Raw genomic sequence first — 22,333 nt, 5'->3', positions numbered from 1 at the left:
CGGCCTGGCGGTGACCGGCCTCACAGCTCGCGGGTGACCCCACTCACGAGGAGGACCGATGACCAGGCTGTCCGGCATCACGCCGTCGGGTGACATCCACTTGGGCAACTACCTGGGTGCCGTGCGCCGCTGGGCCGCCGAAGCGGGTCCCGGGGACCTGTACTTCGTCAGCGACCTGCACGCGATGACCCTGGCGCACGAGCCGAAGCGGCTGCGCTCGGGAACCCGCCAACTGCTGGCCGTCATGCTCGCCGCGGGCGTGCCGGCCGACTCGCTGTTCGTGCAGTCCGACCTGGTGCGCGAGCACATGGCGCTGACCTGGCTGCTGGAGTGCACCTGCACCTTCGGCGAGGCCCAGCGCATGATCCAGTTCAAGGAGAAGGGCGCGGGCCGGGAGTCGGTGCGGCTGAGCCTGCTGACCTACCCGGTGCTGATGGCCGCCGACATCCTGCTGCACGGCACGGAGGAGGTGCCGGTCGGCGAGGACCAGCGCCAGCACGTGGAGCTGGCGCGCACCCTGGCGCAGCGGTTCAACAGCACGTACGGCGAGGTGTTCGTGGTGCCCCGCGGGGTGCTGCCCGCCGCGGCGGCACGGGTGCGCGACCTGGCCGACCCGACGCGCAAGATGTCCAAGTCCTCCGCCGAGGGCAACGGGGTGGTCTACCTGCTCGACCCGCCCGAGGTGGTGCGGCGCAAGTTCCGGCGCGCGGTCACCGACAACCTCGGCGAGGTCCGCTACGACCCCGAGGGCCAGCCGGGTGTCGCCAACCTGCTGGAGATCCTCGCCGCCTGCACCGGTGTCACGCCGGAGCGGGCCGCCGCCGGGCTCGGGTCGTACCGGGAGCTGAAGGAGGCCACCGCCGAGGCGGTGCTGGCCGAGCTGGGGCCGGTTCGGGAGCGGACCGCCGAGCTGCTGGCCGACCCGGCCGAGCTGGACGCGGTGCGCGCGGCGGGGGCGGAGCTGGCGCGGGAACGGTGCGGCAAGCGCCTGGACGCGGCGCTGGCGGCCGCCGGTCTGGGCTGAGGCATGTCATGAAAGTGCCGTATGCGACATCTGATGTCGCATACGGCACTTTCATGACAACAGCGCTCGCAGGTCCGGCAGCAACGCCAGGTCGGCGTCCAACCAGGGCAGCTCGTCGAGTTCGGACGCGGCCACCCAGCGCACGGCCCGGTGTTCGACGGCGGCGGGCTCGCTGGCGGGGTCGTCCAGGCTCGCGGTGTAGACCCGCAGCACCATGCCGTTGGCCAGCGGCAGGTCACCACCGATGAGGCGGCCCGGCGACACCGCGACGCCCAGCTCCTCGTGGCACTCTCGCACCACGGCGGCCCGCTCGGACTCACCGGGCTCGACACGTCCGCCGGGGAACTCCCAGCGGCCCGCGCACTCGCTCGGGAAGGAGCGCTGCTGGGCGAGCACGCGCCCGGCACGGATGATGGCGGCACCGACGACGACTCCGGTCACGGCTCAGATCCTGCCCGACAGCACACCGGCCGCCCGCCACCGCGCCTCGAACCGCGCGCCACCCTGCGGGGAGTCGATCACCCGGACCGTGCCGCCGCGCCGCCGCACGGCCTCGGCCACCAGCGCCAGCCCGAGCCCGGCGCCGCCGGTATCCCGCCCGCGGTCGTCGTCCACCCGGTAGAACCGATCGAACACCCGGGCCCGATGCTCCACGGGCACGCCGGGGCCGTCGTCGTCCACCAGCAGCCGCACACTCGTGCCCGCGGGCAGCACCAGCACCCTGACCTGCGCGCGGGCGTAGCGCACGGCGTTGCGCAACAGGTTGTCCAGCACGAGGTCGACCTCGCCGGGCGCGGCGTGCACCGACACCCCGGCGCGCGGAGTCGCCAGCACCACGGCGGGCCCGCCCCTGGGCAGCCGGTCGATCGCCGACGCGACGGCCTCGGCCAGGTCCACGCGCTGGCCGGGACGGACCTCGCCCGCGTCCGTGCGGGCCAGCGACAACAGGTCGTCGACCAGCGTGGACATCCGCTCCGACTCGGCGGTGACGGCCGCCAGCACCTCCTGGGCGAACTCGGGGTCGGGGTGCGCCACGGCGACCTCGGCCTGCGCGCGGATCGAGGCCACCGGCGAGCGCAGCTCGTGCGCGGCGTCCCCGGTGAACCGCCGCAGCCGCTCGTTGGCCTCGTCGCGGCGGGCGAGCAGGTCGTTGAGCGACTCGGCGAGGGTGCGCAGCTCGTCGCGGGCCTCCGGCACGGGCAGCCGCTGGCCCGCGGGCAGGGCACCGGCCACCTCGCGCATCCGCCGCACCGGGTACATCGACCAGCCGACGACCACCCAGGTCGCCCCGCCGACCAGCACTGATGCCACCAGCCCGGCGATGGTCAGCCACCGGCCGCCGGTCTGGCGGGCGTGCGCGTAGCCGACGAGGTCGGCACCGGCCGCCACCAGCCGGGGCGTGCCCCGCGGGTCGTAGACGACCCGTCCCAGCCAGCGGTGTGGCGGGTCGTCGTTCTCCCGGAACAGGCTCCGGCCGGACTTGAGCTGCTCGATCTCGGCCGCGTCCAACTGCGGGGCCGGGCGGCCGTCCACCGGTGCCCCGGCGCTGTCCAGCACACGCAGCTGCACGTCGATCGGCGTGCTGTGCAGTTGCTGACCAGCCACGACCTCGGGCACGGCCTGGTCCAGTGCGGAGCTCAGCTCGGTGTCGGCGGCGTTGATCAGCAGCGTGCCGATCGCCCACGAGGCCGTCCTGGCCAGCAGGAACAGGAAGACCATGGCCGCGACGGTCGCCGCGAGCGCGATCCTCGTGCGCAGTGCGCGGTGCCGCCACCACAGGCGTGGGTTCATGTGCTGAAGACGGTGTCCAGGTCGGCGCTGCTGGCCATGTAGCCGTGCCCGCGCACGGTGCGCACCACGTCACCGGCCCCCACCGAGTCCAGCTTGCGCCGCAGGTAGCCCACGTAGACCTCCACGGCGTTGCGCGTGGCGGCCAGCTCGTCGCCCCACACCGCGCGCAGCAGCTCGTCCTTGGTCACCACCGAGCCCGCCCGGCTGGCCAGCACCTCCAGCACCGCGAACTCGCGCGGGCTCAGCGGCACCGGCTCCCCCGCCCAGAGCACCTGCCTGGTCGGCCGGTCGATCAGCAGCTCGCCGACCCGCAGCTGGTGCGTCGCCTGCTCCCCCGAGCCGCGGCGCAGCAGCGCGCGCACCTGGGCCACCAGCACCACGAAGGAGAACGGCTTCACCAGGTAGCCGTCCGCGCCCAGGTCCAGCCCGTCGGCCTGGTCCACCTCGCCGTCCTTTGCGGAGACCATCAGCACCGGGGTGTCCACGCCCTCGGCGCGCATCCGCTCCAGCACCCGGTAGCCGGACAGGCCGGGCACCATGATGTCCAGCAGCACCACGTCGAACGCCCCGGTGAGGGCGGCCCGCAGCGCGGTCGGCCCGTCCGCGGCGCAGACCACGTCCATGCCCTCGGCGGTCAGGCCGCGTTCCAGCGCCCGACGCACCCCAATCTCGTCGTCCACGACGAGTACCCGTGGCTTCACGCTGCACAGCATGACGGCAGCCCGCCCGTCCGCGCTCGCCGTCTCAGTGCTCTCTCAGCTCCTCAGCGCGGTCTCAGGTGGCCCCGAGCAGGCTCAGAGGCGTTCACTTGAACACGGGTGACGAGGAGGGGTCTTGAACAGGAAGCGAGCAAGTGTGACCGCCGCGGTCGCGGGCACCGTGGTGGGGGTCGCGGGGCTGGCCGTGCTGGCGATGCCCGCCAGCGCGGGGTCCGCACCGGTGCTACCAGCGGTCAGCGCCGAGCAGCTGGTGCAGTCGGTGCTGACCACCAAGTCGGTACCGGCCTTCGCGGGCACCGTGCGCGGCACGAACAACCTGGGGCTGCCCAGCGTGCCGGGGCTGGGTGAGGCGGGCAAGTTCCTCGCCAACAGCTCCGCCGAGGTGCGGATCTGGTCCGACGGCGAGGGCCGGGGCAAGCTGGAGCTGCCCAGCAACAGCGGCAGCGAGTCGATCGTCTACGACGGCAAGACGCTGTGGGACTGGAAGTCCTCCGACCACACGGTACGCAAGAGCGAGCAGTCCCCCGCCGAGCACCGGGAGCACCCGCAGGCGGCCAGCGACCCGGCCACCGCCGCGAAGCAGATCATCGAGCTGATCAGCAAGGACAGCACGGTGAAGGTGGACGGCACGGCCACCGTCGCGGGCCGTTCGGTGTACCAGCTGGTGCTGGCGCCCAAGCCCAGCGAGCGCACCATGCTGCGTGAGGTGCGCATCTCGGTGGACGCCGAGACCAAGCTGCCGTTGCAGCTGAGCGTGTACGGCAACGGCTCGGCCGACCCGGTGCTGCAGATCGGCTTCTCCGAGCTGACCATCGGCGCGCAGGACGCGTCGCTGTTCCAGTTCACGCCGCCCGCCAACGCCACGGTCACCACCGCGGAGCCCAAGCAGGACAAGGCCAAGGACTTCCCTGGGGACGCGGCGAGCAAGACCGTCGGCGAGGGCTGGGACACCGTGCTGGTCGGCAAGCTGCCCACCACCGGCGCGACTGACAAGTCCGGCCGCAGCCAGGACCCGATGGCGCTGCTCAAGCAGATCGCCAAGCCGGTCAGCGGGGCCTGGGGCTCGGGCTACACGATCGGCGCCAGCATCGGCAACGCCGTGGTCACCCAGGACGGCCGCTACGCCGTGGGCGCCGTGCCGCTGCAGGTGCTGACGAACGCGCTGGAGCAGTCGAAGTGACCAGTGCCTCCCTCGTGGAGCAGGAGGTGGGGGCGGCCGCGGCCGCTCCCACCCCCGCGGCGCGGACTCGGGGCCTGCGCAAGGTTTACGGCAGCACCGTGGCGGTGGACCGGGTGGACCTGGAGGTCCCCGAGGGCGCGGTGCTGGGCATGCTCGGCCCGAACGGCTCGGGCAAGACCACCACCATCCGGATGCTGCTGGGGCTGGTGCGGCCGACCTCGGGGGAGGTCGAACTGCTGGGCAGGCCGATGCCGGAGTCCGCGGGCATCACCCTGCCGCACGTGGGAGCCCTGGTGGAGGGGCCGGGCTTCCACCCGTTCCTGTCCGGGCGGGAGAACCTGCGGCGCTGCGCCAGCGCGGAACCGCTGATGGCCAGCGGTTCCATCCGCGGTGCCGTGTCCGAGGCCCTGGAGCGGGTCGGCCTCTCGCACGCCGCCGACCGGCGGTACCGGGGCTACTCGCTGGGCATGAAGCAGCGCATGGGCCTGGCGGCGGCGTTGTTGTTGCCGCGCAAGCTGGTCGTGCTGGACGAGCCGACCAACGGCCTCGACCCCGCAGGTACCCGCGAGGTGCGCAAGGTGATCGGCGAGCTGCACGCGGCGGGCACCACGGTGATCGTGTCCTCGCACCTGCTCGCCGAGGTGGAGGCCACCTGCACGCACGTCGCCGTGCTGCACAGGGGTTCCGTGGTGGCCCAGGGCGAGCTGGACGAGCTGCTCGAAGCGGGCAGCCCCGCCGTCGTGGTGTCCACACCGGACGTTCAGCTCGCACTGGACTCGTTGCGGGACAACGGTATCGGCGCCCGGTCCGAACAGGACGGCCTGGTCGTCGACCTGGTCGGCACCACCGCGCCGTACGTGGTGCGGGTGCTGGTGGAGTCGGGCGTGGCCGTGCACGAGGTGCACCGCCGCCGCGCCGGGCTGGAGGACCTGTTCGCGCAGCTCACCGAGTCCGAGGAAAGTGGTGACCAGGAATGACCGCCGCCGTGCTGGACCGGCCCCTGCGGGCCCCGCTGGGCAGGCTACTGGCCGCCGAGGTGCGGTGGACCCTGCGCAGGCCGAGGACGATCATCGCGCTGGCCGCGCTCGCGCTCGCGCCGGTGCTGATGGGCATCGGCATCGCCATCGCCGGTGAGGGTAGCCGGGGCGGCCCCGGCGGCCTGTTCGGTGCCTTGGCGGGCAACGGGTTCGTGCTGCCGATCGTGGCGATGTACATGCTGCTGCCGGTGTTGCTGCCGCTGCTGGGCTCGATGGCCGCCGCCGACGCGCTGGCCGGTGAGTCTGCGCACGGCACGCTGCGCGGGCTGCTGCTCGCCCCGGTGAGCCGGGGCAGGCTGCTGGCGGTCAAGGCGTTCGGGGTGGCCGTCGTGGTCTGGCTGGGCGTGCTCGTGGTCGCCCTGTCCGGCGTGGTCACCGGGCTGGTGCTGGTCGGCAGCAACGGCCTGATCACCCTGTCCGGCACGACCCTGTCAGTGGCCGACGCGCTGCTGCGCATCGGACTTGCCGTGCTGTGGGTGGGCTTCCAGGTGTTCGCCGTGGCCTCGATCGCGCTGGCGGTGTCCGCGTGGACCGAGCACCCGCTGGTGGTGCTGGCCGTGGCCCTGGCCTTCGTGCTGGTGTCCGCCGTGGTGAGCGCACTGCCCAACACCGAGTGGATCCAGCCCTACCTGCTGCCCACCGGCTGGATGTCACTCACCGACGTGCTGCGTGACCCGGTGCCCGGCACCGAGTTGCTGCGGTCCACCGTGAAGGCGCTGTGCTACTCGGTGATCGGCCTGTCGTTGGCCTACGGGCGACTGTCCACAAAGGACGGCTGAATCACCGCCACCCCGTCGGGGTCCAGCACGAGGTGCACGTGGTCGCCGGTACCGGGGGGACCGACGACCGGTGCCACGGCCTCGACCGGTGACGCGACCACGTCCAGGCGCACCAGCAGCCGGGCGTGGTCGCGGCGGTGCAGCCGCTGCACGACCTCACCGCGCACGGAACCTTCCGTGTCCGCGCGCAAGGCGTTGGCGCGCAGACCGAGTCGCACCGAGCCGTCAGCCGTGCCCGGCAGGTCCACGGCGCCGAGCACGCTGGACACCACGCCGTCGGAGGCCGTGCCCGGCACGAACGTCGTGCAGCCCAGGAACCCGGCCACCTCCTCGTCGGCGGGCCTGCGCCACACCTCGTCGGGCGGGCCGACCTGCCTGATCCGTCCCGCCTGCATCAGCGCGACCCGGTCGGCCAGGGTGAACGCCTCGTCGTGGTCGTGGGTGACCACCAGGGCCGTGGTGCCGGTCTGCCGCAGCAAGCCCGCGAGGTCCACCGCCAACTGCTCGCGCAGCACCCGGTCCAGCGCCGACAGCGGCTCGTCCAGCAGGAGCAGGCGTGGCGCCGGGGCCAGTGCCCTGGCCAGCGCGACCCGCTGCTGCTCCCCGCCGGACAGCTCGGTGACCCGGCGCTGCTGGTAGCCATCGAGACCGACCAGTTCCAGCAACTCGTCCACGCGGCGCGAGCGCGCGGCGCGGTCCACCCCGTGCATGCGCAGCCCGAAGGCCACGTTGGCCGCCACGTCGCGGTGCGGGAACAACTGGCCGTCCTGGAACACCAGGCCGAACCCCCGCCGGTGCACCGCCACCCCGGACAGGTCGGTGCCGTCCCAGCGCACCTGCCCGGCGTTCGGCCGCTCCAGCCCGGCAACCGCCCGCAACAGGGTGGACTTGCCACACCCCGAGGGGCCCAGCAGGGCGAGCACCTCGCCGTCGGCCACCGACAGGTCCACTTCGGACACTGCCTCCGTCGCGCCGTAGCGCACGGTCACACCACTGAGTTCGAGGCCCATCAGAACTCCCCCACAGCCGTCGTGCGCAGCCGTTCGATCACGACCACGGCAGCCACCGTGACGAGCATCAGCAGCACGCAGGCCGCGTACGCCATCTGGTTGTTCAGCACACCGGGTCGCGAGATGAGCCTGCCGATGGCCACCGGCAGGGTCGGCGCGTCCGGTCGCGCCAGGAAGCTCGTCGCCCCGAACTCGCCAAGGGCCACGACGTAACCGAAGCCCGCCGCGGCCACCAGCGAGCGCCCGGCCAGCGCGAGGTCGACCTCCCGCCACACCCGCAGCGGGTTCGCGCCGAGCGTGCCCGCGGCCTGGCGCAGCCGTTCGTCGATCGCGCGCAGCACCGGCAGCACCGTGCGCACGATCAGCGGGGTGATCACCAGCGCCTGGGCCAGCGGCACCAGGACCGGCAGGTCGCCCAGCGTGATCAGGTAGCCGAAGCCGACCGTCACCGCCGAGACGCCCAGCGGCACCATCAGCGCCACGTCCAGCGCCTCACCCAGCACCCTGCGGCCCCTGCGCACCTGGGAGAGCACCACCGCCGAGGTCACCCCCAGCGCCATCGCCAGCAGGGTCGCGTCCGTGGCCGCGCGCAGCGAGTTCTGCACCGTTTCCAGGGCGGGCACCTGGAGCGTGTTCGAGTCGCCCTGACCGGCCAGCGCCAGGTAGCCGTCCACCCCACCGGACAGCGAGCGCGCCACCAGTCCGATCACCGGGACCATCAGCCCCACCAGCACCAGACAGGCCGCCGCCACGACCGCCCACTCCCCGCCCACCGGCCGGCGCGCCGTCTCCACGCTGCGGCGCAGCGCCAGCGCCGTCTCACGCCGCCTGCGCGCCACCGCGCCGATCACCAGCACCGCGAGCACGGCGGCCACCTGGAGCACCGACAGCGCCGCGGCACCCGGCAGGTCGAACAGCTCCACCGTGCGCAGGTAGATCTCCGTCTCCAGGGTGCGGAACCGGGCCCCGCCGAGCATCAGCACCACGCCGAAGCTCGTCGCGCAGAACAGGAACACCACGGCCGCCGCGGAGCCGATCGCGGGCGCGATGGCGGGCAGCACCACGGAGGTGAACGCCCGCCAGCGCGAGGCGCCCAGCGCGCGGGCCGCCTCCTCCGCCCGGCGGTCGGTGTGCGCCCACAGGCCGCCCACCGTCCTGGCCACCACCGCCACGTTGAAGAAGGCGTTCGCCAGCACGATCGACAGCACCCCGCCGTCGGGCAGCAGGGCGCGGAACGCCAGGCCGACGACCACCGTGGGCAGCACGAACGGCACGACGATCAGCACCCGCAGCAGGCCCATGCCCGGCAGTGCGCAGCGCGCCAGCACGTAGGCCAGCGGCATGCCAGCCAGCACCGCGACGGCCGTCGCCGCTGCCGCCTGCCCCACCGTGAACCCGACGAGCCGCCAGGTGTCGGCGCTGGTCAGCACGTCCAGCACCCCGCCGTCCCGCAGGCCGAGGCCCAGGATGGAGGCCACCGGCCAGGCGAAGAACAGGCCGAGGAAGACCAGCGGCAGCAGGGCCAGCCCCAGCAGCCCTAGCGCGCGGGCCGACACGGGTTGTCCACAGCCGCCGAGTTGTCCACATGTGGATCTTCAGCAAGATCAGGTGTCGGGGTGGGGCGGTAGACTGGTGCTGGGGACGCCCCCCTGGGAGTGGCGGGGGACGCACACCAGTAGGGGGAGTTGATCACCCCTGCACCAGCTTGCGCCACTGCTGCACCCACTGCTCGCGGTTGGCCTGCACCTGGTCGGCGGGCAGCTGAGCGGGCTTGTCCGGCAGCGGGGCGGCGGTCTTCCAGCTGTCCGGCAGGGCGACACCGGCGCGGGCCGGGTAGACGTACATCTGCTCGGCGACCTGCGACTGGAACTTCTGCGACAGCAGGAAGTCGAGCACCTTCCTGGCGTCCTCGGGGTTCTTGGCCCCGGCGAGCACCCCCGCGTACTCCACCTGGCGGTAGCAGGTGTCCAGCAGGGCCTTGGTCCGCCCCTGCTCGGACGGCGGCGAGGACGCGTAGCTCACCACGATCGGCCGGTGCCCCTTGCCGCTGGACCCGGAGAAGTCCTGGCTGTACGCCTCGGTCCAGCCCGCGTCCACCTTCACGCCGTTGGCCTTGAGCCTGGTCCAGTAGTCCTGCCAGCCGTTCTGGCCGTTCGCGGCGATCGTGCCGAGCAGGAACGCCAGCCCCGGCGAGGAGGTCGCGGGGTCCTCGACCACCAGCAGGTCCTTGTACCGCGGGTCGATCAGGTCGGCGTAGCTGGCCGGCGCGGGCAGGCCCTTCTGGGTGAACCAGCCGGTGTCCACGTTGAGGCACACGTCACCCACGTCCACGGCGGTCAGCCGACCCGTGTCGTCCAGCTTGTAGCGCTGCGGGCCCTGCTCCGCCTCGGGGCTCCGGTACTCCGCGAACACGCCCTCGCCCAGCGCCCGCGAGGCGAAGGTGCTGTCCACCCCGTAGGCGAGATCCCCGATCGGGTTGGACTTGGTCAGCACCAGCTTCGTGGTCAGCGCCCCGGCATCCCCGTTCGGGCTGACCGTGACCTTGATGCCGGAGGTCTTCTGGAACTCCTCGAACGTGGCCTTGTCCACCTGCCACGAGTCGTGCGTGACCAGGGTGACCGCGTGTGACTGGTTCTGCGACTGCCCGCCGGACAGTGAGCACCCGGCGGCCAGTGCCGCGACGAGCAGCGCGGCGCCCAGTCTTGCCTGCTTGGCCAAGTCTCCTCCAGGTGACCTGCTCGCGCGCGAACACATCACCCGTGGCCTCCCTACACCGGCATGACCCGGATCAGGTGCATACGGTCGAGAGCTCGCGCGCTCTCCTCTCAGCCCGGCGGTACCGGACTCCCGTGGCTGATGGGCAGCCTACGCGGCGGCGGGCGGTGCGGAGGACCACCATGGGGTCATGGCCGAATTGCTCAGTGACGATCAGGTGGCCCAGGCGCTGACGAAGCTGGAGAGCTGGCAGCAGAACGGCGCCGCGCTCACGCGCAGCGCCGAACTGGCCAGCTTCCCGCAGGCGATCGCGGTGGTGAACCGCATCGCCGAGATCGCCGAGAACAACAACCACCACCCCGACATGCAGATCAGCTGGCGGACCGTGGTGTTCCGGTGCAGCACCCACTCGGCGGGTGGCATCACCGCACTGGACGTGTCCCTGGCCGAGGAGATCGACGGCGTGCTGGAGGTGTTCGCTCAGACCAGCGAGTAGAGCAGCTGCCTGCCCTGCTCGGCGTTGCGGGGCAGGCACAGCACGTCATAGCGGCGTGCCACCAACTGGCTGTGCGAGACGAAGTCGCGCTTGCCCCGGGTGGCGGCGTAGCTGATCGCCGCGAAGATCATGCTGGAGCCCACACCGGCGACCAGTCCGATCAGGATCGGCAGCAGGCCAGCGCCCGGGGTGAACATCGTCAGCAGCAGGCCGACGAACAGACCGAACCAGGCACCCGAGGCGGCCGCCGCACCGAGCACGCGGCCCCAGGTCAGCCGGGCCGCGACACGCTCGACCACCATCGGCTCCACGCCGACGATCGTCACGTCCTGCACCGGGAAGTCGTTGTCCGCCAAGTGGTCCACGGCGCGCTGCGCCTGCTCGTAGGTGTCGTAGGAGGCGATCGGCCAGCCAGAGGGCAACGTCGGCAGGCCGGAAGTCGTGGGGTTGGCTGCGAATGCGGTGGTCATCGTGGTAGCTCCTTCCAGCTCTACACCCGTTCCAACGCGTGGCGGTGCCGGATTCGTGCCGGGCTGGGCGAAGTCCACAGGAGACTCTCAGATGTGAGGTGCACTACTGCCGCAACATGGGTACCCCCTCGTGCGTCTCAAGAAGTGGGGAGAGCGCGACTAGGGGATGTTGAAGATGATCAAGACTGTTCGGGGAGCCGCCGCCGGTGCGGTGGCGCTGGTGTTGACCGTTCTGTTCGCGGCGCAGGCTCAGGCCGCGCCGGGCAAGGCCGCTGCCGTGACGCAACAGGGCGACTGGGACGTGGTGTTCGCGGGCGTGGTCGGCCTGGCCATGCTCGGCCTGGCCTGCGGCGTGATCTTCTACGCCGCCCGCCACCGCGACGCGGAGCGCTGAACTACGCCGGTCATGGCGCCGACACCACGGTCGGCGTCATGACTGTTCGGCCGAACTGGATGAGCCCTCCACGTGCCGAGGGCTGGCACGCGGACGACCTCGATGAACTGGACGAAGCGCCCCGGCACACGGAACTCATCGATGGGGCGCTCGTCTTCAGGCTGGTGCCGCAGCGAACCTGGCACGGCCGCCTGGTCACCGCACTGACCGCTCAGGCGCCGAGCGGAATCGGGGTGGAACGCGAGATGACGCTCCGCCTCGACAAGCACAACCGGCCCGAACCGGACGTGATCGTCACCTCGGCCGCCTTCGACCCGGACCGCACCTGGTTCTCACCAGCAGACGTGCTGCTCGTGGTTGAAGTCGTGTCGCCCGAGTCCACTCACCGTGACCGCACGGTCAAGCTGCGCAAGTACGCAGAGGCGGGCATCCCGCACTACTGGCTTGTCGACGAAGAAGACATCAGCACCACCGTGCACACCTACGAGCTCGACGCGCCCACCAGGACTTATGTCGCAGCTGGCATCTTCCGGGACACGCTTGAGCGTCCAGTACCGTTCCCGATCAGCCTGGACCTCGGGGCGCTCGTCCGCCCGAAATCCAGCTGACCCACCTCACCTGTCCGCGCGACCATCGGGGCGTGTCAGTCCAGGTCAGGTCCACCACCCAGCACGTCGACCTCGTGGTCAGCGCCGTGCACCGGGTGCTGCGCGACTACGCGCCGGAGGCGGTGCACGTGGTCATCGGAGACTTGGAGCCCAAACACAGCAGCTTCACGCTCACCGCGAGCTTCGAGGGTGGCATGACGATCGGCCACGCGGTGCTTGCCACCGAGGACGCCGAGGACGTGTGCGTGGCGGTCGCCGACCAGCTCCAGGACATGGCGATCGAGAACCGGTTCGGGGCCTGGCCGAGGTGCCCAGGCCACACCCACCCACTGTGGCCGAGTCGCACCGGGGACGTTGCCAGCTGGGTGTGCCCGACCGAACCGGCGCACTGCACCAGGCCGATCGGGCGACTGCTCACACGTTGAGCTCTGGGCGGCCACCTAAAAATGCTGTAGTTGGCAGAAATGTATAGAAGATCAACCATTGCAGACCCATTGATGGTGACCATCGCTGACGCGCTCGCGGGGCAAGTGGCGATCGGCGCACGTGACCAGCACACGGAGTTGGAACAGCACGTCCGGGAGAAGGACGTCCTGGTCTCCGTGTTGGACGAGGCCCAGCAGGCGCCCAGCGATGTCGTGCGAATCGAGCTGCTGGCCACTAAGCTCGTCCAGGCCGCTCAGACGACAGCGACTGGGCAGGGATCCTCAACCACTGAAGTCATCTTGGAGGATCTTCCAGAATATTTATGGACGCCAGGTTCTCCATTACTTCCATCGTTTTCTACACGACAGCAAGGTCGAGCTTGGTGAGCCCAAGCTCGACAATGACGCCAATCCTACAATCTTTTCGCCACGCTGAGAAAATTAGAGACTCCACACCCGACTCAGCGCCTCCTCGGCCAATAGATTTGAGCGTGCCGCTATCTGCTCATCCGAAGGAATCTTCGTTTCGCTGCGCACCCAGGACTCCAATTTGGAGTCAAAGTAAGCACTCCCACTTCGGAGAGCCTCAATTTTCTCAGGAAAAGAGACGTCACCCAATGAGCTATTGAGCGCACCCGTAAGTAGCGTTAGATTGCCGATCGAATAGACGAGATCTCGATAGTCGGTCGTACCCAGCACCTGCGGCTTAATGTGCTCGATCGACCACGACGCAAGGTTCTGCCCAGGTGGAATTAGGTTTTTAGACTTCGCGAACGCCATGAGGACGTACGCCATAAATACCTTCCGCGCGCGGGCCTTTTGCGCCTGTTTCAGTTGCAGTGAAGGTGCGTAAAACAATTCACGGAACTCCTTGAGAGCTAGATCGCGCTGAGGCAGACTTGCACTAAGCTTAGTTTTGAGATCCTCAATCGCCTCCGCCACTTCTTTGCCGGACTTTGCCGCCTCAAGGCGTACCGCAAATCGGTTGTACCGCGCGCGGGTACCACCCGTAGATCCGCTATTCGTCAATGCAGTGAACTGGAAGTGGAAGTTCTCTACAAGGCGCATCACCTCGATGAGCTGCCCCCGCTTAACAAGTCGAGCCTTCTCTTGATAATTACGCGCAATGGCCAACACCGTGGAGTTTGCTACTGATACATTAAAAATCGCCAATGCTCGTACGCTGTCGACGAACTCGGGCACCGCAAAAGCACTGCGACCTTTCGACTGAACTTGCACGTATTCATCCTCTAGCCATTGATATGTAGAGGAGTCCACCTCAAGTTCCTCTAGATAAGAAATATGTTTCGCGGGATTTGCGCCAACCAAGCGGCTAACTTCCTTGAACAGCTCCGGCTCTTTAACTGCGGTACGGCGAGAGTTCCATGATTGCCAGATAAAACGGTCGACAACGTCAGGACTAACACCACCACCCTGGATAGTATCGACAACGCGATCCCATCTCTTGGCGATTGCCTCACGATCTGCGCCATCTGTCGCGCCGCCCCTGATCAACAGATTTTTGACTAGATCAGCTAGGCGCAGATCGGCGCCACGAGTATTCAGCGTCTCAAAGATGAGGAATCCATCTTCTTCCGATGCCAATTCGACCTGAATAACGCGCGCTTTAAGTACGTTTGCCCGCATGGCCTTCAAACGCTCAACTTGATCCCCCAAGGAAAGGTCTTCCAGTTCTTTGATCACGTGACTTTCAAAGAAGTTTCGCGCCTCTCCGATTTGCCTAGCGCTACCATTCCACTTAACACCTGACGGGATTGCGCCCGGATTCTGAATCTTCTCGTAGAACATCTCCTCCGAGCGCTTCAAAACTGGGTACTTCTTACCGTCATCATCAGCCGCAATTAGATACCTTTGCGTCGCGTCAGCTTGATTCTTCGCCGCAACCGGATCGAATCCCTCAACTCCTTCAGCCCGCTTGACAACCTCACGAAAGGCATCTCGAATAACCGAGAGAATGATCGCACTAGTCGTAAGACGCTGTTGGCCGTCAATGATCGAGTAGGTGTCGTTGAAAAGATCCCTCTTCTCGCTCACCCACGTCACAGTCGATCCGAAGAAAAAGTCCCCCTGAGCCAGGACAACGTCATCCCAGAAGTCCTCCAGCTGGTCTGAAGACCAACTATATGGTCGCTGAAAGTTCGGAACTTCGTAGAGACACTGCTGGAAACAGGTCTGAATAGTCCTAGTCTGACTCTCGATGGGAATCAGCTCAACGGCGGCAACTGGTTCAGACACTCTTCGCTCCAGGATGTCGCGAACGATTTCGGTTGAGAGAACTATAGCGGAGATCTCTGACTATCCCCACCGAAGACGGAATTTGTATAAACAACGACCTTGCTCAACGCGAATCCGCTCAGCGCCTTGTGAGCGCTAATCCGACAAGCCCGTGACACACCCTGCACGGAGGCTTCTGAGCACGAACGCCCCGGCACCCCGCAAGGGGCACCGGGGCGTTCTGCTGTCCTGCGGGCTACACGTTGAAGCGGAACTCCACCACGTCGCCGTCGGCCATGACGTAGTCCTTGCCCTCCATGCGCGCCTTGCCCGCGGACCGGGCGGCGGCGACGGAGCCCGCAGCGACCAGGTCCTCGTAGGAGATGACCTCGGCCTTGATGAAGCCGCGCTCGAAGTCGGTGTGGATCACACCGGCGGCCTGCGGGGCGGTCCAGCCGCGGTGGATGGTCCACGCCCTGGCCTCCTTGGGCCCGGCGGTCAGGTAGGTCTGCAGGCCCAGGGTGTGGAACCCGGCGCGGGCCAGCGCGTCCAACCCGGCCTCCTGCTGGCCGATGGACTCCAGCAGCTCACGGGCCGACTCGGCGTCCAGCTCGATCAGCTCGGCCTCGACCTTGGCGTCCAGGAACACGGCGTCGGCGGGCGCGACCAGCTCGCGCAGCTCCTTGACCCGCGCCTCGTCGGTGAGCACGCCCTCGTCGGCGTTGAACACGTACAGGAACGGCTTGGTGGTGAGCAGGCTCAGCTCGCGCAGCAGCTCCAGGTCCACCTCGTTCTGGGCCTGGAACAGGGTGCGCCCGGCGTCGAGGATCTCCTTGGCGGCCTTGGCGGCGTCGAGCACGGGCCGCTTGTCCTTGTGCGTGCGGCCCTCCTTGTCCAGCCTGGGCAGCGCCTTCTCCAGGGTCTGCAGGTCGGCGAGGATCAGCTCGGTGTTGATCGTCTCGATGTCCGAGGACGGGTCCACCCTGCCGTCCACGTGCACCACGTCGGGGTCGTCGAACACCCGGATGACCTGGCAGATCGCGTTGGCCTCGCGGATGTTGGCCAGGAACTTGTTGCCGAGGCCCGCACCCTCGGAAGCGCCCTTCACGATGCCCGCGATGTCGACGAAGGACACCGTGGCGGGCACGGTCCGCTCCGAGGAGAACACCTCGGCGAGCTTGTCCAGCCGCGGGTCGGGCAGCGCGACCACGCCGACGTTGGGCTCGATCGTCGCGAACGGGTAGTTCGCGGCGAGCACGTCGTTGCGGGTCAGCGCGTTGAACAGGGTGGACTTGCCGACGTTGGGCAGACCGACGATGCCGAGGGTGAGGCTCACGACCAGCCAGTTTAGCGGTCGTCACGGCCATGGCCGATTTCCGCCAGCCGGAGCCCGTCGGCGCTGGCAGCATCAGGTACGTGCCCATCGACTCCGAAGCCGCCTACCGGGCCGTCGCCTCGCGCGACGCCCGGTTCGACGGCCACTTCATCACCGCGGTGCGCACCACCGGCATCTACTGCCGACCGTCCTGCCCCGCGGTCCGCCCCAAGCGGGAGAACGTCGACTTCTACCCCACGGCCGCGGCCGCCCAGTCGGCCGGTTTCCGCGCCTGCCGCCGCTGCCTGCCCGACGCCGTGCCCGGCTCACCGGAGTGGAACCTGCGCGCCGACCTGGCCGCCCGCTCCATGCGGCTGATCTCCGACGGGGTCGTCGAACGCGACGGCATCCCGGGCCTTGCCAGGCGGCTGGGCTACTCCGAACGGCACCTGGCCAGGGTGCTCACCGCCGAGTTGGGCGCCGCCCCGCTCGCGCTGGCCAGGGCGCACCGCGCGCACTCCGCGCGACTGCTCATCGAGAGCACCGACCTGCCGTTCTCCGACATCGCCTTCGCCTCGGGCTTCGCCAGCATCCGCCAGTTCAACGACACGGTGCGCGCGGTGTTCGCCACCACCCCGTCCCAGCTGCGCACGGCGGCGGCCCGGCACAAGCGCCCGGCCCCGACCCCGGGCCGGATCACGCTGCGGTTGCCGTTCCGCCCGCCGATGGACTCCGCCGGGCTGCTCACCTTCCTCGCAGCCAGGGCGGTGCCCGGGGTGGAGGAGGTCACCGAGGGCGGCTACGCCAGGACGCTGCGGCTCGCGCACGGCCCGGCCACCGCCCGGCTGACCCCCAACCCGGAACATGTGGAGTGCTCGCTCTGGCTCGCCGACCTGCGTGACCTGGGCAGTGCGGTGAGCCGGCTGCGGCGGCTGCTGGACCTGGACGCCGACCCCGCGGCCTGCGACGAGCTGCTGGCCGGTGATCCGGCGCTGGCCGCCTCCGTGGCGGCGACCCCGGGCATCCGGTTGCCGGGTGCCGTGGACGGGTCGGAGGTCGTGCTGCGCGCGCTGCTGGGCCAGCAGGTGTCGGTGGCCGCGGCACGCACGGCGCTGACCCGGCTGGTGACCGAGCTCGGCGAGCCGCTCCAGACCCCGGACGGCTCACTGACCAGGCTTTTCCCCACTCCGGAGGCGATCGCCGCACACGCGGGCGAGTTGCTCACCGGGCCCAGGCGGCGCACCGATACCGTGCTGTCCGTCAGTGCCGCACTGGCGAACGGCTCGCTCACCGTCGACGTGGGTCGCGACCCCGAGGAGCTGCGCGCCGAACTGGAGGCGCTGCCCGGTGTGGGACCGTGGACCGCGGGCTACGTGGTGATGCGCGTGCTGGGCATGACTGATGTGCTGCTGACCGGCGACCTGGCACTGCGCAAGGGCGCGGCGGCACTGGGACTACCGTCCGATGTGGACGGACTGACTGAGCGTGCGGCAGCGTGGCGGCCCTGGCGGTCCTACGCGGGCATGCACCTGTGGCGGGCGGCGGCCATCGCCCCGCCCCTGACGAGGAGGACCACGTGAGCACCGCCTTTTCATCCACTGTGGACACCCCGGCCGGGCCGTTCAGCACGGTCGTCGACGCCGACGAGGTGGTGCTCGCCAGCGGCTGGACGGCCGATGTCGGCCAGCTCGTGCCGCTGATCTCCGCCAAGCTGCGGCCCGCCCAGCTCACCGAGCGCGCCGAACTGGGCCGCGTCACCAAGGCCGTGCTGGCCTACCACGAGGGTCAGCTCGACGTGGTGGACGAGATCGAGGTGACGCAGCGCTCCGGTGAGTTCCGCGAGCACGCCTGGCAGGTGCTGCGCACGGTACGCGCGGGCCACCCGGTGTCCTACGCCGTGTACGCCGAGCTGACCGGACGCCCGGCGGCGGTGCGTGCGGCGGCCTCGGCCTGCGCCCGCAACGCGGCTGCCCTGTTCGTGCCCTGCCACCGAGTGCTGCGCACCGACGGCTCGCTGGGCGGCTTCCGCTGGGGGCTGGAGGTCAAGCGCTGGCTGCTCGACCACGAGAACGCCGCCTGATCACAGTTGCGTGGTGGCCTCCAGGGTGGACCCGGTGCGGGCCTTGCGCACCCGCAACCGCACCGGGATCCGTTGCCGCAGCTCCTCCACGTGCGAGACCAGCCCGACCACCCGGCCGCCCGCGCGCAGCTCGTCCAGGGTGTCCATGACCAGGTCGAGGGTGTCCGGGTCGAGGGTGCCGAAACCCTCGTCCACGAACAGCGTGTCCAGCACTGCTCCGCCCGTCTCGCCCGCGACCACGTCGGCCAGGCCCAGCGCGAGGGAGAGCGAGGCGAGGAAGGACTCGCCGCCGGAGAGCGTCTTCGCCGGGCGGATCCGGCCGGTGTAGTCGTCGATCACGTCCAGGCCCAGCCCACCGCGGGTGCCACGCGGACCGGCCGCGTCGGAGTGCACGAACTCGTAGCGCTCGTGGCTCATCCTGCGCAGCCGCAGCGAGGCCGCGACGGCGACCTCCTCCAACCGCGCGGCCAGCACGTACGAACGCAGCGACATGCCGCGCGCGTTCTGGCCGCGGCCGATCACCACGTCGGTGAGCGCGTCCAGCTCGGCGTACTTGGCCTGCACCGGGGCCAGCGCGGACCAGGCCGCCCGCAACTGCTCGCCCAGCGTGGCCAGCTCGGACCGCCGGCGTTCGGCGTTGCGCAGCGCGGCGACCCCGGCTTCGAGCCCGGCCCGCACCTGCCTGGCCAGCTCCTCGGCCGCGGCAAGGTCCACCTCGGTGTCCGGTGCGATCCCGGCGAGTTCCGGCTCGTCCAGCACGGCCCGGGCCGCGTTCTCGACCTGCTGTGCCTGCTCCAGCCGCCGTTCCAGCTCGGTGACCGCCTGCTGGGAACGGACCGCCGCCAGGGCCTCGGCCACGGAGTCGAACCCGGCCTCGGCCGCCGCCTCGGTGACCGCCCGGCGCTGCGCGGTGAGCCTGTCCTGGGCACCGGCCGCCGCACCGCGTGCCTGGGCCAGCGCGTCGAGCCCGTCGGCCACGGAGATCAGGTGCTCGCGGCGCGTCGCCACGTCGGCGAACTCACCGCGCGCCCGCGCCACCGACTCGGCCCGCTCCGCGATCGACCCGGCCAGCGTGGTCCGCTCCGCGCCGACCACGGCCAGCCGCCGCTCCGACTCCGCGTGCTGCTCACTGTGCCCGGCCAGCTCCGACTCGCGCGTGTGCACCCGCGCGGCGATGTGCTCCACCCGCGCCGCGCTGGCGGCCAACTCGGCGTGCTCGGCGGTGACCTGGGCCAACTCGGCCCGCAGCGCCTCGGCGTCCCGCCCGGCGAGCCGTTCGGTCAGCGCGGCGAACTCCTGCTCGGCGGCCTGTAGCTTGCTGGCCGCCTCCTCGCGGCGGGCCTGCGCCTGCTGCTCGGCTCGCTGCGCCGCGGCGTCCTGCTCGCGGGTGACCGAGCCGTCCGCGGGGTGTGCTGGCGCCGGGTGCTCGGCGGCGCCGCACACCGGGCAGGGCGAGCCGTCCACGAGCCCGGCGGCCAACTCGGCCGCCATGCCGTCCAGGCGGCGTTGCCGTAGGTCGAGGAAGTGCTCGCGGGCGGCCTGGTGTTCGTCCACGGCACCCCGCGCGGCCTCGCGCGCCGCCGCCAGCGCCCGCTGCACCACGGGCAGCCGGTCGGCCTCGCGCACGGCGGCCACGAGCTGTTCGCGACGAGCCGTCACTCCGTCCAGGCGCGACTGGGCGTCCCGCGCGGCAGCCAGTTCCTCCCGTGCCGCGACCAGTAAGGCCGACACCTCAACCTGTTGTGTGGCAAGCTTTTCCAGTACGCGGGTCAGTTCGTCATGCTGCGTGCCGAGCCGCGTCAGCCGAGCCTGGTCCTGGCTCAGTTGTTCGGCCTCGGCCACGAACTGGCGCAGGGACCCGGCCTCGTCCCGGAACCGCCCGGCCTGCGCGCGCAGGTCCTGCTCGGACTCGACCGCGCCGAGCCGGTGCAGCGCAGCCCGCTCCTGGGCCTGCGCCTGGCCGAGTTCGGCCTCGATCTGCTGTGCGGACCGCTGCGCCGCGGCGACGCCCACGACCCTGCGCGCCGCGGCGACCTCGGCCCGCCACGCGACGCGGTCCTGCTCGGGCAGTTGCGCCAACTGCGCCCGCGCCCGCCGCACCCGGCGCACCTTCTCCGCCAGCTCACGCCTGCGCGCCAGCTCGGTCTCCGCCCGCTGGCACTCGGCACGGACCTGCGCCTCGGCCACCTTCGCCCGCTCCACGGCGGTTTCCCCGCGCCGCGTCAGCTCGTCCAGCCAAGCCGGGTCGGCGTCCTCCGGCATGTCCTCGCCCGCGGCCTGCGCGGTGCGGGCCACCTGCTCGCGCACCCGCTGCCGGTGCTGCTCGGTCTGCCGCCCCGCCTCCGTGCGCCGCTCCCGGAACCACTGCTCCACCTCGTGGAACCGGTGCGTGCCGAACAACTTCTCCAGCAGCTTCTCCCGCTCGGCCGTGTCGGCCCGCAGGAAGCGCGCGAACTCCCCCTGCGGCAGCAGCACGACCTGGAAGAACTGCTCGGCGCTCATGCCCAGCAGCCGCTCCACCGTGCGGGCCACCTCGTCGTTGCGGGTGACCCCCTGGGCCTCGGTGTTCAGCCAGGTCAGCGAGGCCGTGGCCTTCTGCGTGGTGAGGCCGTCGCCGCGCTTCTTGGGCCGGTCGTACTCGGGGCTGCGGGCCAGCAGCAGCCGGTGGCCCTGCACGGTCAGCTCCAGCTTGACCTCGGTGGGCAGGTCCGGGTCGGCGTTGTCGTAGCGCAGCCGCTTCACGTCCCCGCGGGCGCCGGGCACCCGGCCGAACAGCGCGAAGGCCACGGCGTCCAGCAGCGAGGTCTTGCCCGCACCGGTGTCGCCGTGCAGCAGGAACAGGCCGTCGGAGCCCAGGGCGTCGAAGTCCACCGACTCACGGCGCGGGTAGGGGCCGAACGCGCACAGTTCCAGGCGGTGCAACCTCATTCCCGGCCCACCTCCTGGAATGCCTTGTCCAGCAAGGCCTGTTCGGAACCGGTCGGGGTGCTGCCCCGGCAGTCGGCGACGAAGCCCGCCGCGATCTGCTGGTCGGTGCGACCGCGCACGGCCTCGGCGTAGCGCATCTCCCCGCGCGCACGACCGCCCTCGGGCCGCCAGTCGGCGTGCACGGCGTGTGGGAACCGTTCCTGCAGACGGCGTTGCAGGTCCAGTGGCCGCACCTCGTCGGTGACCGTGACCGAGAGGAAGCAGTCCTCCAGCTCGGTGTGCGCGGGGTCGGCGAGCACCTCGTGCAGCCGCCCGGTGATCGTGGCCAGCCTGCGCGGCACCGGCAACTCGTGCCGCCGCACCTGGCGCAGCCCCGAGTCGTCCAGGTCCACCAGCCACACCGATTTGCGGTGCTGCGCCTCGGAGAACGAGTACGCGATCGGGCTGCCCGAGTAGCGCAGGTGCTCGGCGAGGACCTGCGGGCCGTGCAGGTGCCCGAGCGCCACGTAGTCCACCCCGTCGAACACCGAGGCTGGCACGTGTTCCACCCCGCCGACCCGGATGGACCGCTCCGAGTCACTGGTCTGGCCGCCCACCACGAAGGCGTGCGCCAGCACCACCGAGCGCGTGCCGGGCCGCTGCTCGAGGTCCGCGCGCACCCGGCGCATCGCCTCGGCCAGCACCACGGCGTGCCCGCGCCCCGCGGTGATGCCCAGGCTGTGCCGGGCCGGTTCCGGGTCCAGGTAGGGCAGCCCGTAGAACGCGACCCCGTCGATCAGCACCGGGCTGGCCAGCCCGGAGATCCGCGTGAGCAGGTGCAGGCCGCCCGCGGCGGCGAACTCCCCGAACACGCCGATCCGCTGCGCCGAGTCGTGGTTGCCCGGGGTGATGACGATCCGCGCGCCCGCCTCGCGGATCCGTGTCAGCACGCGGGCGCAGATCTCCACCGACTCGGCCGAGGGCACGGCCCGGTCGTACAGGTCGCCCGCGACGACCACCACGTCCACGCCTTCTGCCCGCACGAGGTCGGCCAGCCCACCCAGGACGGACTCCTGGTCGGCCAGCAGGTCCCTGCCGTGGAAGGTTCGTCCCACGTGCCAGTCGGAGGTGTGCAGCACCCGCATGCG

Annotated in this window: 21 protein-coding genes and 1 riboswitch; of the genes, 10 read left to right on the top strand and 11 right to left on the bottom strand. The window is 70.4% G+C overall.

Going from position 1 to position 22,333, the window contains the following annotated elements:
- Window positions 1–58: 58 nt before the first annotated feature.
- Window positions 59–1,024, top strand: a complete 966-nt coding sequence (trpS, locus tag KALB_RS04565; protein ID WP_025354545.1) for a tryptophan--tRNA ligase — start codon at window positions 59–61, stop codon at window positions 1,022–1,024.
- A 51-nt stretch (window positions 1,025–1,075) separates the two neighbouring features.
- Here the strand turns inward: trpS and KALB_RS04560 are convergent, their stop codons facing one another.
- From KALB_RS04560 to KALB_RS04550, 3 genes are read right to left on the bottom strand one after another with little or no spacing between them, the layout of a single operon-like run.
- Entirely contained in the window at window positions 1,076–1,465 is a 390-nt protein-coding gene (locus tag KALB_RS04560) for a (deoxy)nucleoside triphosphate pyrophosphohydrolase (protein WP_025354544.1), read from the bottom strand.
- A gap of 3 nt (window positions 1,466–1,468) precedes the next feature.
- The gene (locus KALB_RS04555; protein ID WP_025354543.1) at window positions 1,469–2,815 is read right to left on the bottom strand and encodes a sensor histidine kinase; all 1,347 of its coding nucleotides are present in this window, start codon (window positions 2,813–2,815) and stop codon (window positions 1,469–1,471) included.
- Window positions 2,812–3,528, bottom strand: coding sequence for a response regulator transcription factor (locus KALB_RS04550; protein WP_025354542.1), 717 nt, complete (start codon window positions 3,526–3,528; stop codon window positions 2,812–2,814). Before KALB_RS04550 ends, KALB_RS04555 begins: the two co-directional genes overlap by 4 nt.
- Window positions 3,529–3,649: 121 nt before the next feature.
- Here KALB_RS04550 and KALB_RS04545 point away from each other — a divergent pair, with 121 nt between their 5' ends.
- The 3 genes from KALB_RS04545 to KALB_RS04535 are packed head-to-tail and all read left to right on the top strand — an operon-like array spanning window position 3,650 to window position 6,530.
- Window positions 3,650–4,714 carry a LolA family protein gene (locus KALB_RS04545; RefSeq protein WP_025354541.1) on the top strand — a complete coding sequence of 355 codons (1,065 nt, stop codon included), beginning with the start codon at window positions 3,650–3,652 and terminating at the stop codon, window positions 4,712–4,714.
- Window positions 4,711–5,691, top strand: a complete 981-nt coding sequence (locus KALB_RS04540; protein ID WP_025354540.1) for an ABC transporter ATP-binding protein — start codon at window positions 4,711–4,713, stop codon at window positions 5,689–5,691. Before KALB_RS04545 ends, KALB_RS04540 begins: the two co-directional genes overlap by 4 nt.
- Window positions 5,688–6,530, top strand: coding sequence for a DUF2705 family protein (locus KALB_RS04535; RefSeq protein WP_025354539.1), 843 nt, complete (start codon window positions 5,688–5,690; stop codon window positions 6,528–6,530). Before KALB_RS04540 ends, KALB_RS04535 begins: the two co-directional genes overlap by 4 nt.
- Here the strand turns inward: KALB_RS04535 and KALB_RS04530 are convergent.
- From KALB_RS04530 to KALB_RS04520, 3 genes are all read right to left on the bottom strand, one after another.
- Complete coding sequence (locus KALB_RS04530; RefSeq protein WP_025354538.1) at window positions 6,500–7,540, bottom strand: ABC transporter ATP-binding protein; 1,041 nt, start codon at window positions 7,538–7,540, stop codon at window positions 6,500–6,502. The genes KALB_RS04535 and KALB_RS04530 overlap by 31 nt on opposite strands.
- Entirely contained in the window at window positions 7,540–9,096 is a 1,557-nt protein-coding gene (locus tag KALB_RS04525) for an ABC transporter permease (RefSeq protein WP_025354537.1), read from the bottom strand. Before KALB_RS04525 ends, KALB_RS04530 begins: the two co-directional genes overlap by 1 nt.
- Before the next feature lie 133 nt (window positions 9,097–9,229).
- A complete protein-coding gene (locus tag KALB_RS04520; protein WP_081789190.1) occupies window positions 9,230–10,294 on the bottom strand; it encodes a thiamine ABC transporter substrate-binding protein in 1,065 nt (354 codons plus the stop codon).
- Window positions 10,289–10,401: riboswitch (TPP riboswitch) on the bottom strand. It overlaps the preceding gene by 6 nt.
- Window positions 10,402–10,445: 44 nt before the next feature.
- On the opposite strand from KALB_RS04520, the gene KALB_RS04515 reads away from it, so the two are divergent.
- Entirely contained in the window at window positions 10,446–10,751 is a 306-nt protein-coding gene (locus KALB_RS04515) for a 4a-hydroxytetrahydrobiopterin dehydratase (protein WP_025354535.1), read from the top strand.
- On the opposite strand, the gene KALB_RS04510 is transcribed toward KALB_RS04515, so the two are convergent.
- Window positions 10,736–11,221, bottom strand: coding sequence for a YflT domain-containing protein (locus tag KALB_RS04510; protein WP_030111553.1), 486 nt, complete (start codon window positions 11,219–11,221; stop codon window positions 10,736–10,738). The genes KALB_RS04515 and KALB_RS04510 overlap by 16 nt on opposite strands.
- 175 nt (window positions 11,222–11,396) lie before the next feature.
- On the opposite strand from KALB_RS04510, the gene KALB_RS04505 reads away from it, so the two are divergent.
- The 3 genes from KALB_RS04505 to KALB_RS43630 are packed head-to-tail and all read left to right on the top strand — an operon-like array spanning window position 11,397 to window position 12,648.
- Window positions 11,397–11,615, top strand: a complete 219-nt coding sequence (locus KALB_RS04505) for a hypothetical protein (RefSeq protein WP_148309345.1) — start codon at window positions 11,397–11,399, stop codon at window positions 11,613–11,615.
- Window positions 11,616–11,653: 38 nt separating this feature from the next.
- The gene (locus KALB_RS04500; protein WP_025354533.1) at window positions 11,654–12,223 is read left to right on the top strand and encodes a Uma2 family endonuclease; all 570 of its coding nucleotides are present in this window, start codon (window positions 11,654–11,656) and stop codon (window positions 12,221–12,223) included.
- Between the two features lie 32 nt (window positions 12,224–12,255).
- Window positions 12,256–12,648 (top strand): hypothetical protein, encoded by a 393-nt coding sequence (locus KALB_RS43630; protein WP_025354532.1) that lies wholly within the window; start codon window positions 12,256–12,258, stop codon window positions 12,646–12,648.
- A 441-nt stretch (window positions 12,649–13,089) separates the two neighbouring features.
- Here KALB_RS43630 and KALB_RS45070 read toward each other — a convergent pair whose 3' ends face one another.
- Window positions 13,090–14,904 carry a DUF262 domain-containing protein gene (locus tag KALB_RS45070; protein ID WP_081789189.1) on the bottom strand — a complete coding sequence of 605 codons (1,815 nt, stop codon included), beginning with the start codon at window positions 14,902–14,904 and terminating at the stop codon, window positions 13,090–13,092.
- Window positions 14,905–15,139: 235 nt separating this feature from the next.
- Window positions 15,140–16,219, bottom strand: a complete 1,080-nt coding sequence (gene ychF / locus KALB_RS04490; protein WP_025354531.1) for a redox-regulated ATPase YchF — start codon at window positions 16,217–16,219, stop codon at window positions 15,140–15,142.
- A gap of 29 nt (window positions 16,220–16,248) precedes the next feature.
- Between ychF and KALB_RS04485 the strand changes: the two genes are divergently transcribed.
- Window positions 16,249–17,778, top strand: a complete 1,530-nt coding sequence (locus KALB_RS04485; protein ID WP_025354530.1) for a DNA-3-methyladenine glycosylase 2 — start codon at window positions 16,249–16,251, stop codon at window positions 17,776–17,778.
- Window positions 17,775–18,278, top strand: a complete 504-nt coding sequence (locus KALB_RS04480; protein ID WP_025354529.1) for a methylated-DNA--[protein]-cysteine S-methyltransferase — start codon at window positions 17,775–17,777, stop codon at window positions 18,276–18,278. Before KALB_RS04485 ends, KALB_RS04480 begins: the two co-directional genes overlap by 4 nt.
- Here KALB_RS04480 and KALB_RS04475 read toward each other — a convergent pair whose 3' ends face one another.
- Entirely contained in the window at window positions 18,279–21,206 is a 2,928-nt protein-coding gene (locus tag KALB_RS04475) for an AAA family ATPase (RefSeq protein WP_025354528.1), read from the bottom strand.
- Window positions 21,203–22,330 (bottom strand): exonuclease SbcCD subunit D, encoded by a 1,128-nt coding sequence (locus KALB_RS04470; protein ID WP_025354527.1) that lies wholly within the window; start codon window positions 22,328–22,330, stop codon window positions 21,203–21,205. The genes KALB_RS04475 and KALB_RS04470 overlap by 4 nt, the downstream gene beginning before the upstream one ends.
- Window positions 22,331–22,333 lie beyond the last annotated feature (3 nt).

The sequence above is a fragment of the Kutzneria viridogrisea DSM 43870 genome, from assembly GCF_000525635.1.
In the GTDB taxonomy this organism is placed as follows: Bacteria; Actinomycetota; Actinomycetes; order Mycobacteriales; family Pseudonocardiaceae; genus Kutzneria; species Kutzneria viridogrisea.
The sequence above is the reverse complement of the archived record's forward strand: the minus strand, read 5'-3'. Positions and strand labels throughout refer to the sequence as shown.

What these genes read in the sequence shown, in the direction of transcription:
- KALB_RS04500 (WP_025354533.1), top strand. Translation starts at nt 11,654, where the DNA reads ATGACTGTTCGGCCGAACTGGATGAGCCCTCCACGTGCCGAGGGCTGG.
- KALB_RS04535 (WP_025354539.1), top strand. Translation starts at nt 5,688, where the DNA reads ATGACCGCCGCCGTGCTGGACCGGCCCCTGCGGGCCCCGCTGGGCAGG.
- KALB_RS04505 (WP_148309345.1), top strand. Translation starts at nt 11,397, where the DNA reads ATGATCAAGACTGTTCGGGGAGCCGCCGCCGGTGCGGTGGCGCTGGTG.
- KALB_RS04550 (WP_025354542.1), bottom strand. Translation starts at nt 3,528, where the DNA reads ATGCTGTGCAGCGTGAAGCCACGGGTACTCGTCGTGGACGACGAGATT.
- trpS (WP_025354545.1), top strand. Translation starts at nt 59, where the DNA reads ATGACCAGGCTGTCCGGCATCACGCCGTCGGGTGACATCCACTTGGGC.
- KALB_RS04510 (WP_030111553.1), bottom strand. Translation starts at nt 11,221, where the DNA reads ATGACCACCGCATTCGCAGCCAACCCCACGACTTCCGGCCTGCCGACG.
- KALB_RS04485 (WP_025354530.1), top strand. Translation starts at nt 16,249, where the DNA reads ATGGCCGATTTCCGCCAGCCGGAGCCCGTCGGCGCTGGCAGCATCAGG.
- KALB_RS04475 (WP_025354528.1), bottom strand. Translation starts at nt 21,206, where the DNA reads ATGAGGTTGCACCGCCTGGAACTGTGCGCGTTCGGCCCCTACCCGCGC.
- KALB_RS04530 (WP_025354538.1), bottom strand. Translation starts at nt 7,540, where the DNA reads ATGGGCCTCGAACTCAGTGGTGTGACCGTGCGCTACGGCGCGACGGAG.
- KALB_RS04555 (WP_025354543.1), bottom strand. Translation starts at nt 2,815, where the DNA reads ATGAACCCACGCCTGTGGTGGCGGCACCGCGCACTGCGCACGAGGATC.
- KALB_RS04470 (WP_025354527.1), bottom strand. Translation starts at nt 22,330, where the DNA reads ATGCGGGTGCTGCACACCTCCGACTGGCACGTGGGACGAACCTTCCAC.
- KALB_RS04515 (WP_025354535.1), top strand. Translation starts at nt 10,446, where the DNA reads ATGGCCGAATTGCTCAGTGACGATCAGGTGGCCCAGGCGCTGACGAAG.
- KALB_RS04520 (WP_081789190.1), bottom strand. Translation starts at nt 10,294, where the DNA reads ATGTGTTCGCGCGCGAGCAGGTCACCTGGAGGAGACTTGGCCAAGCAG.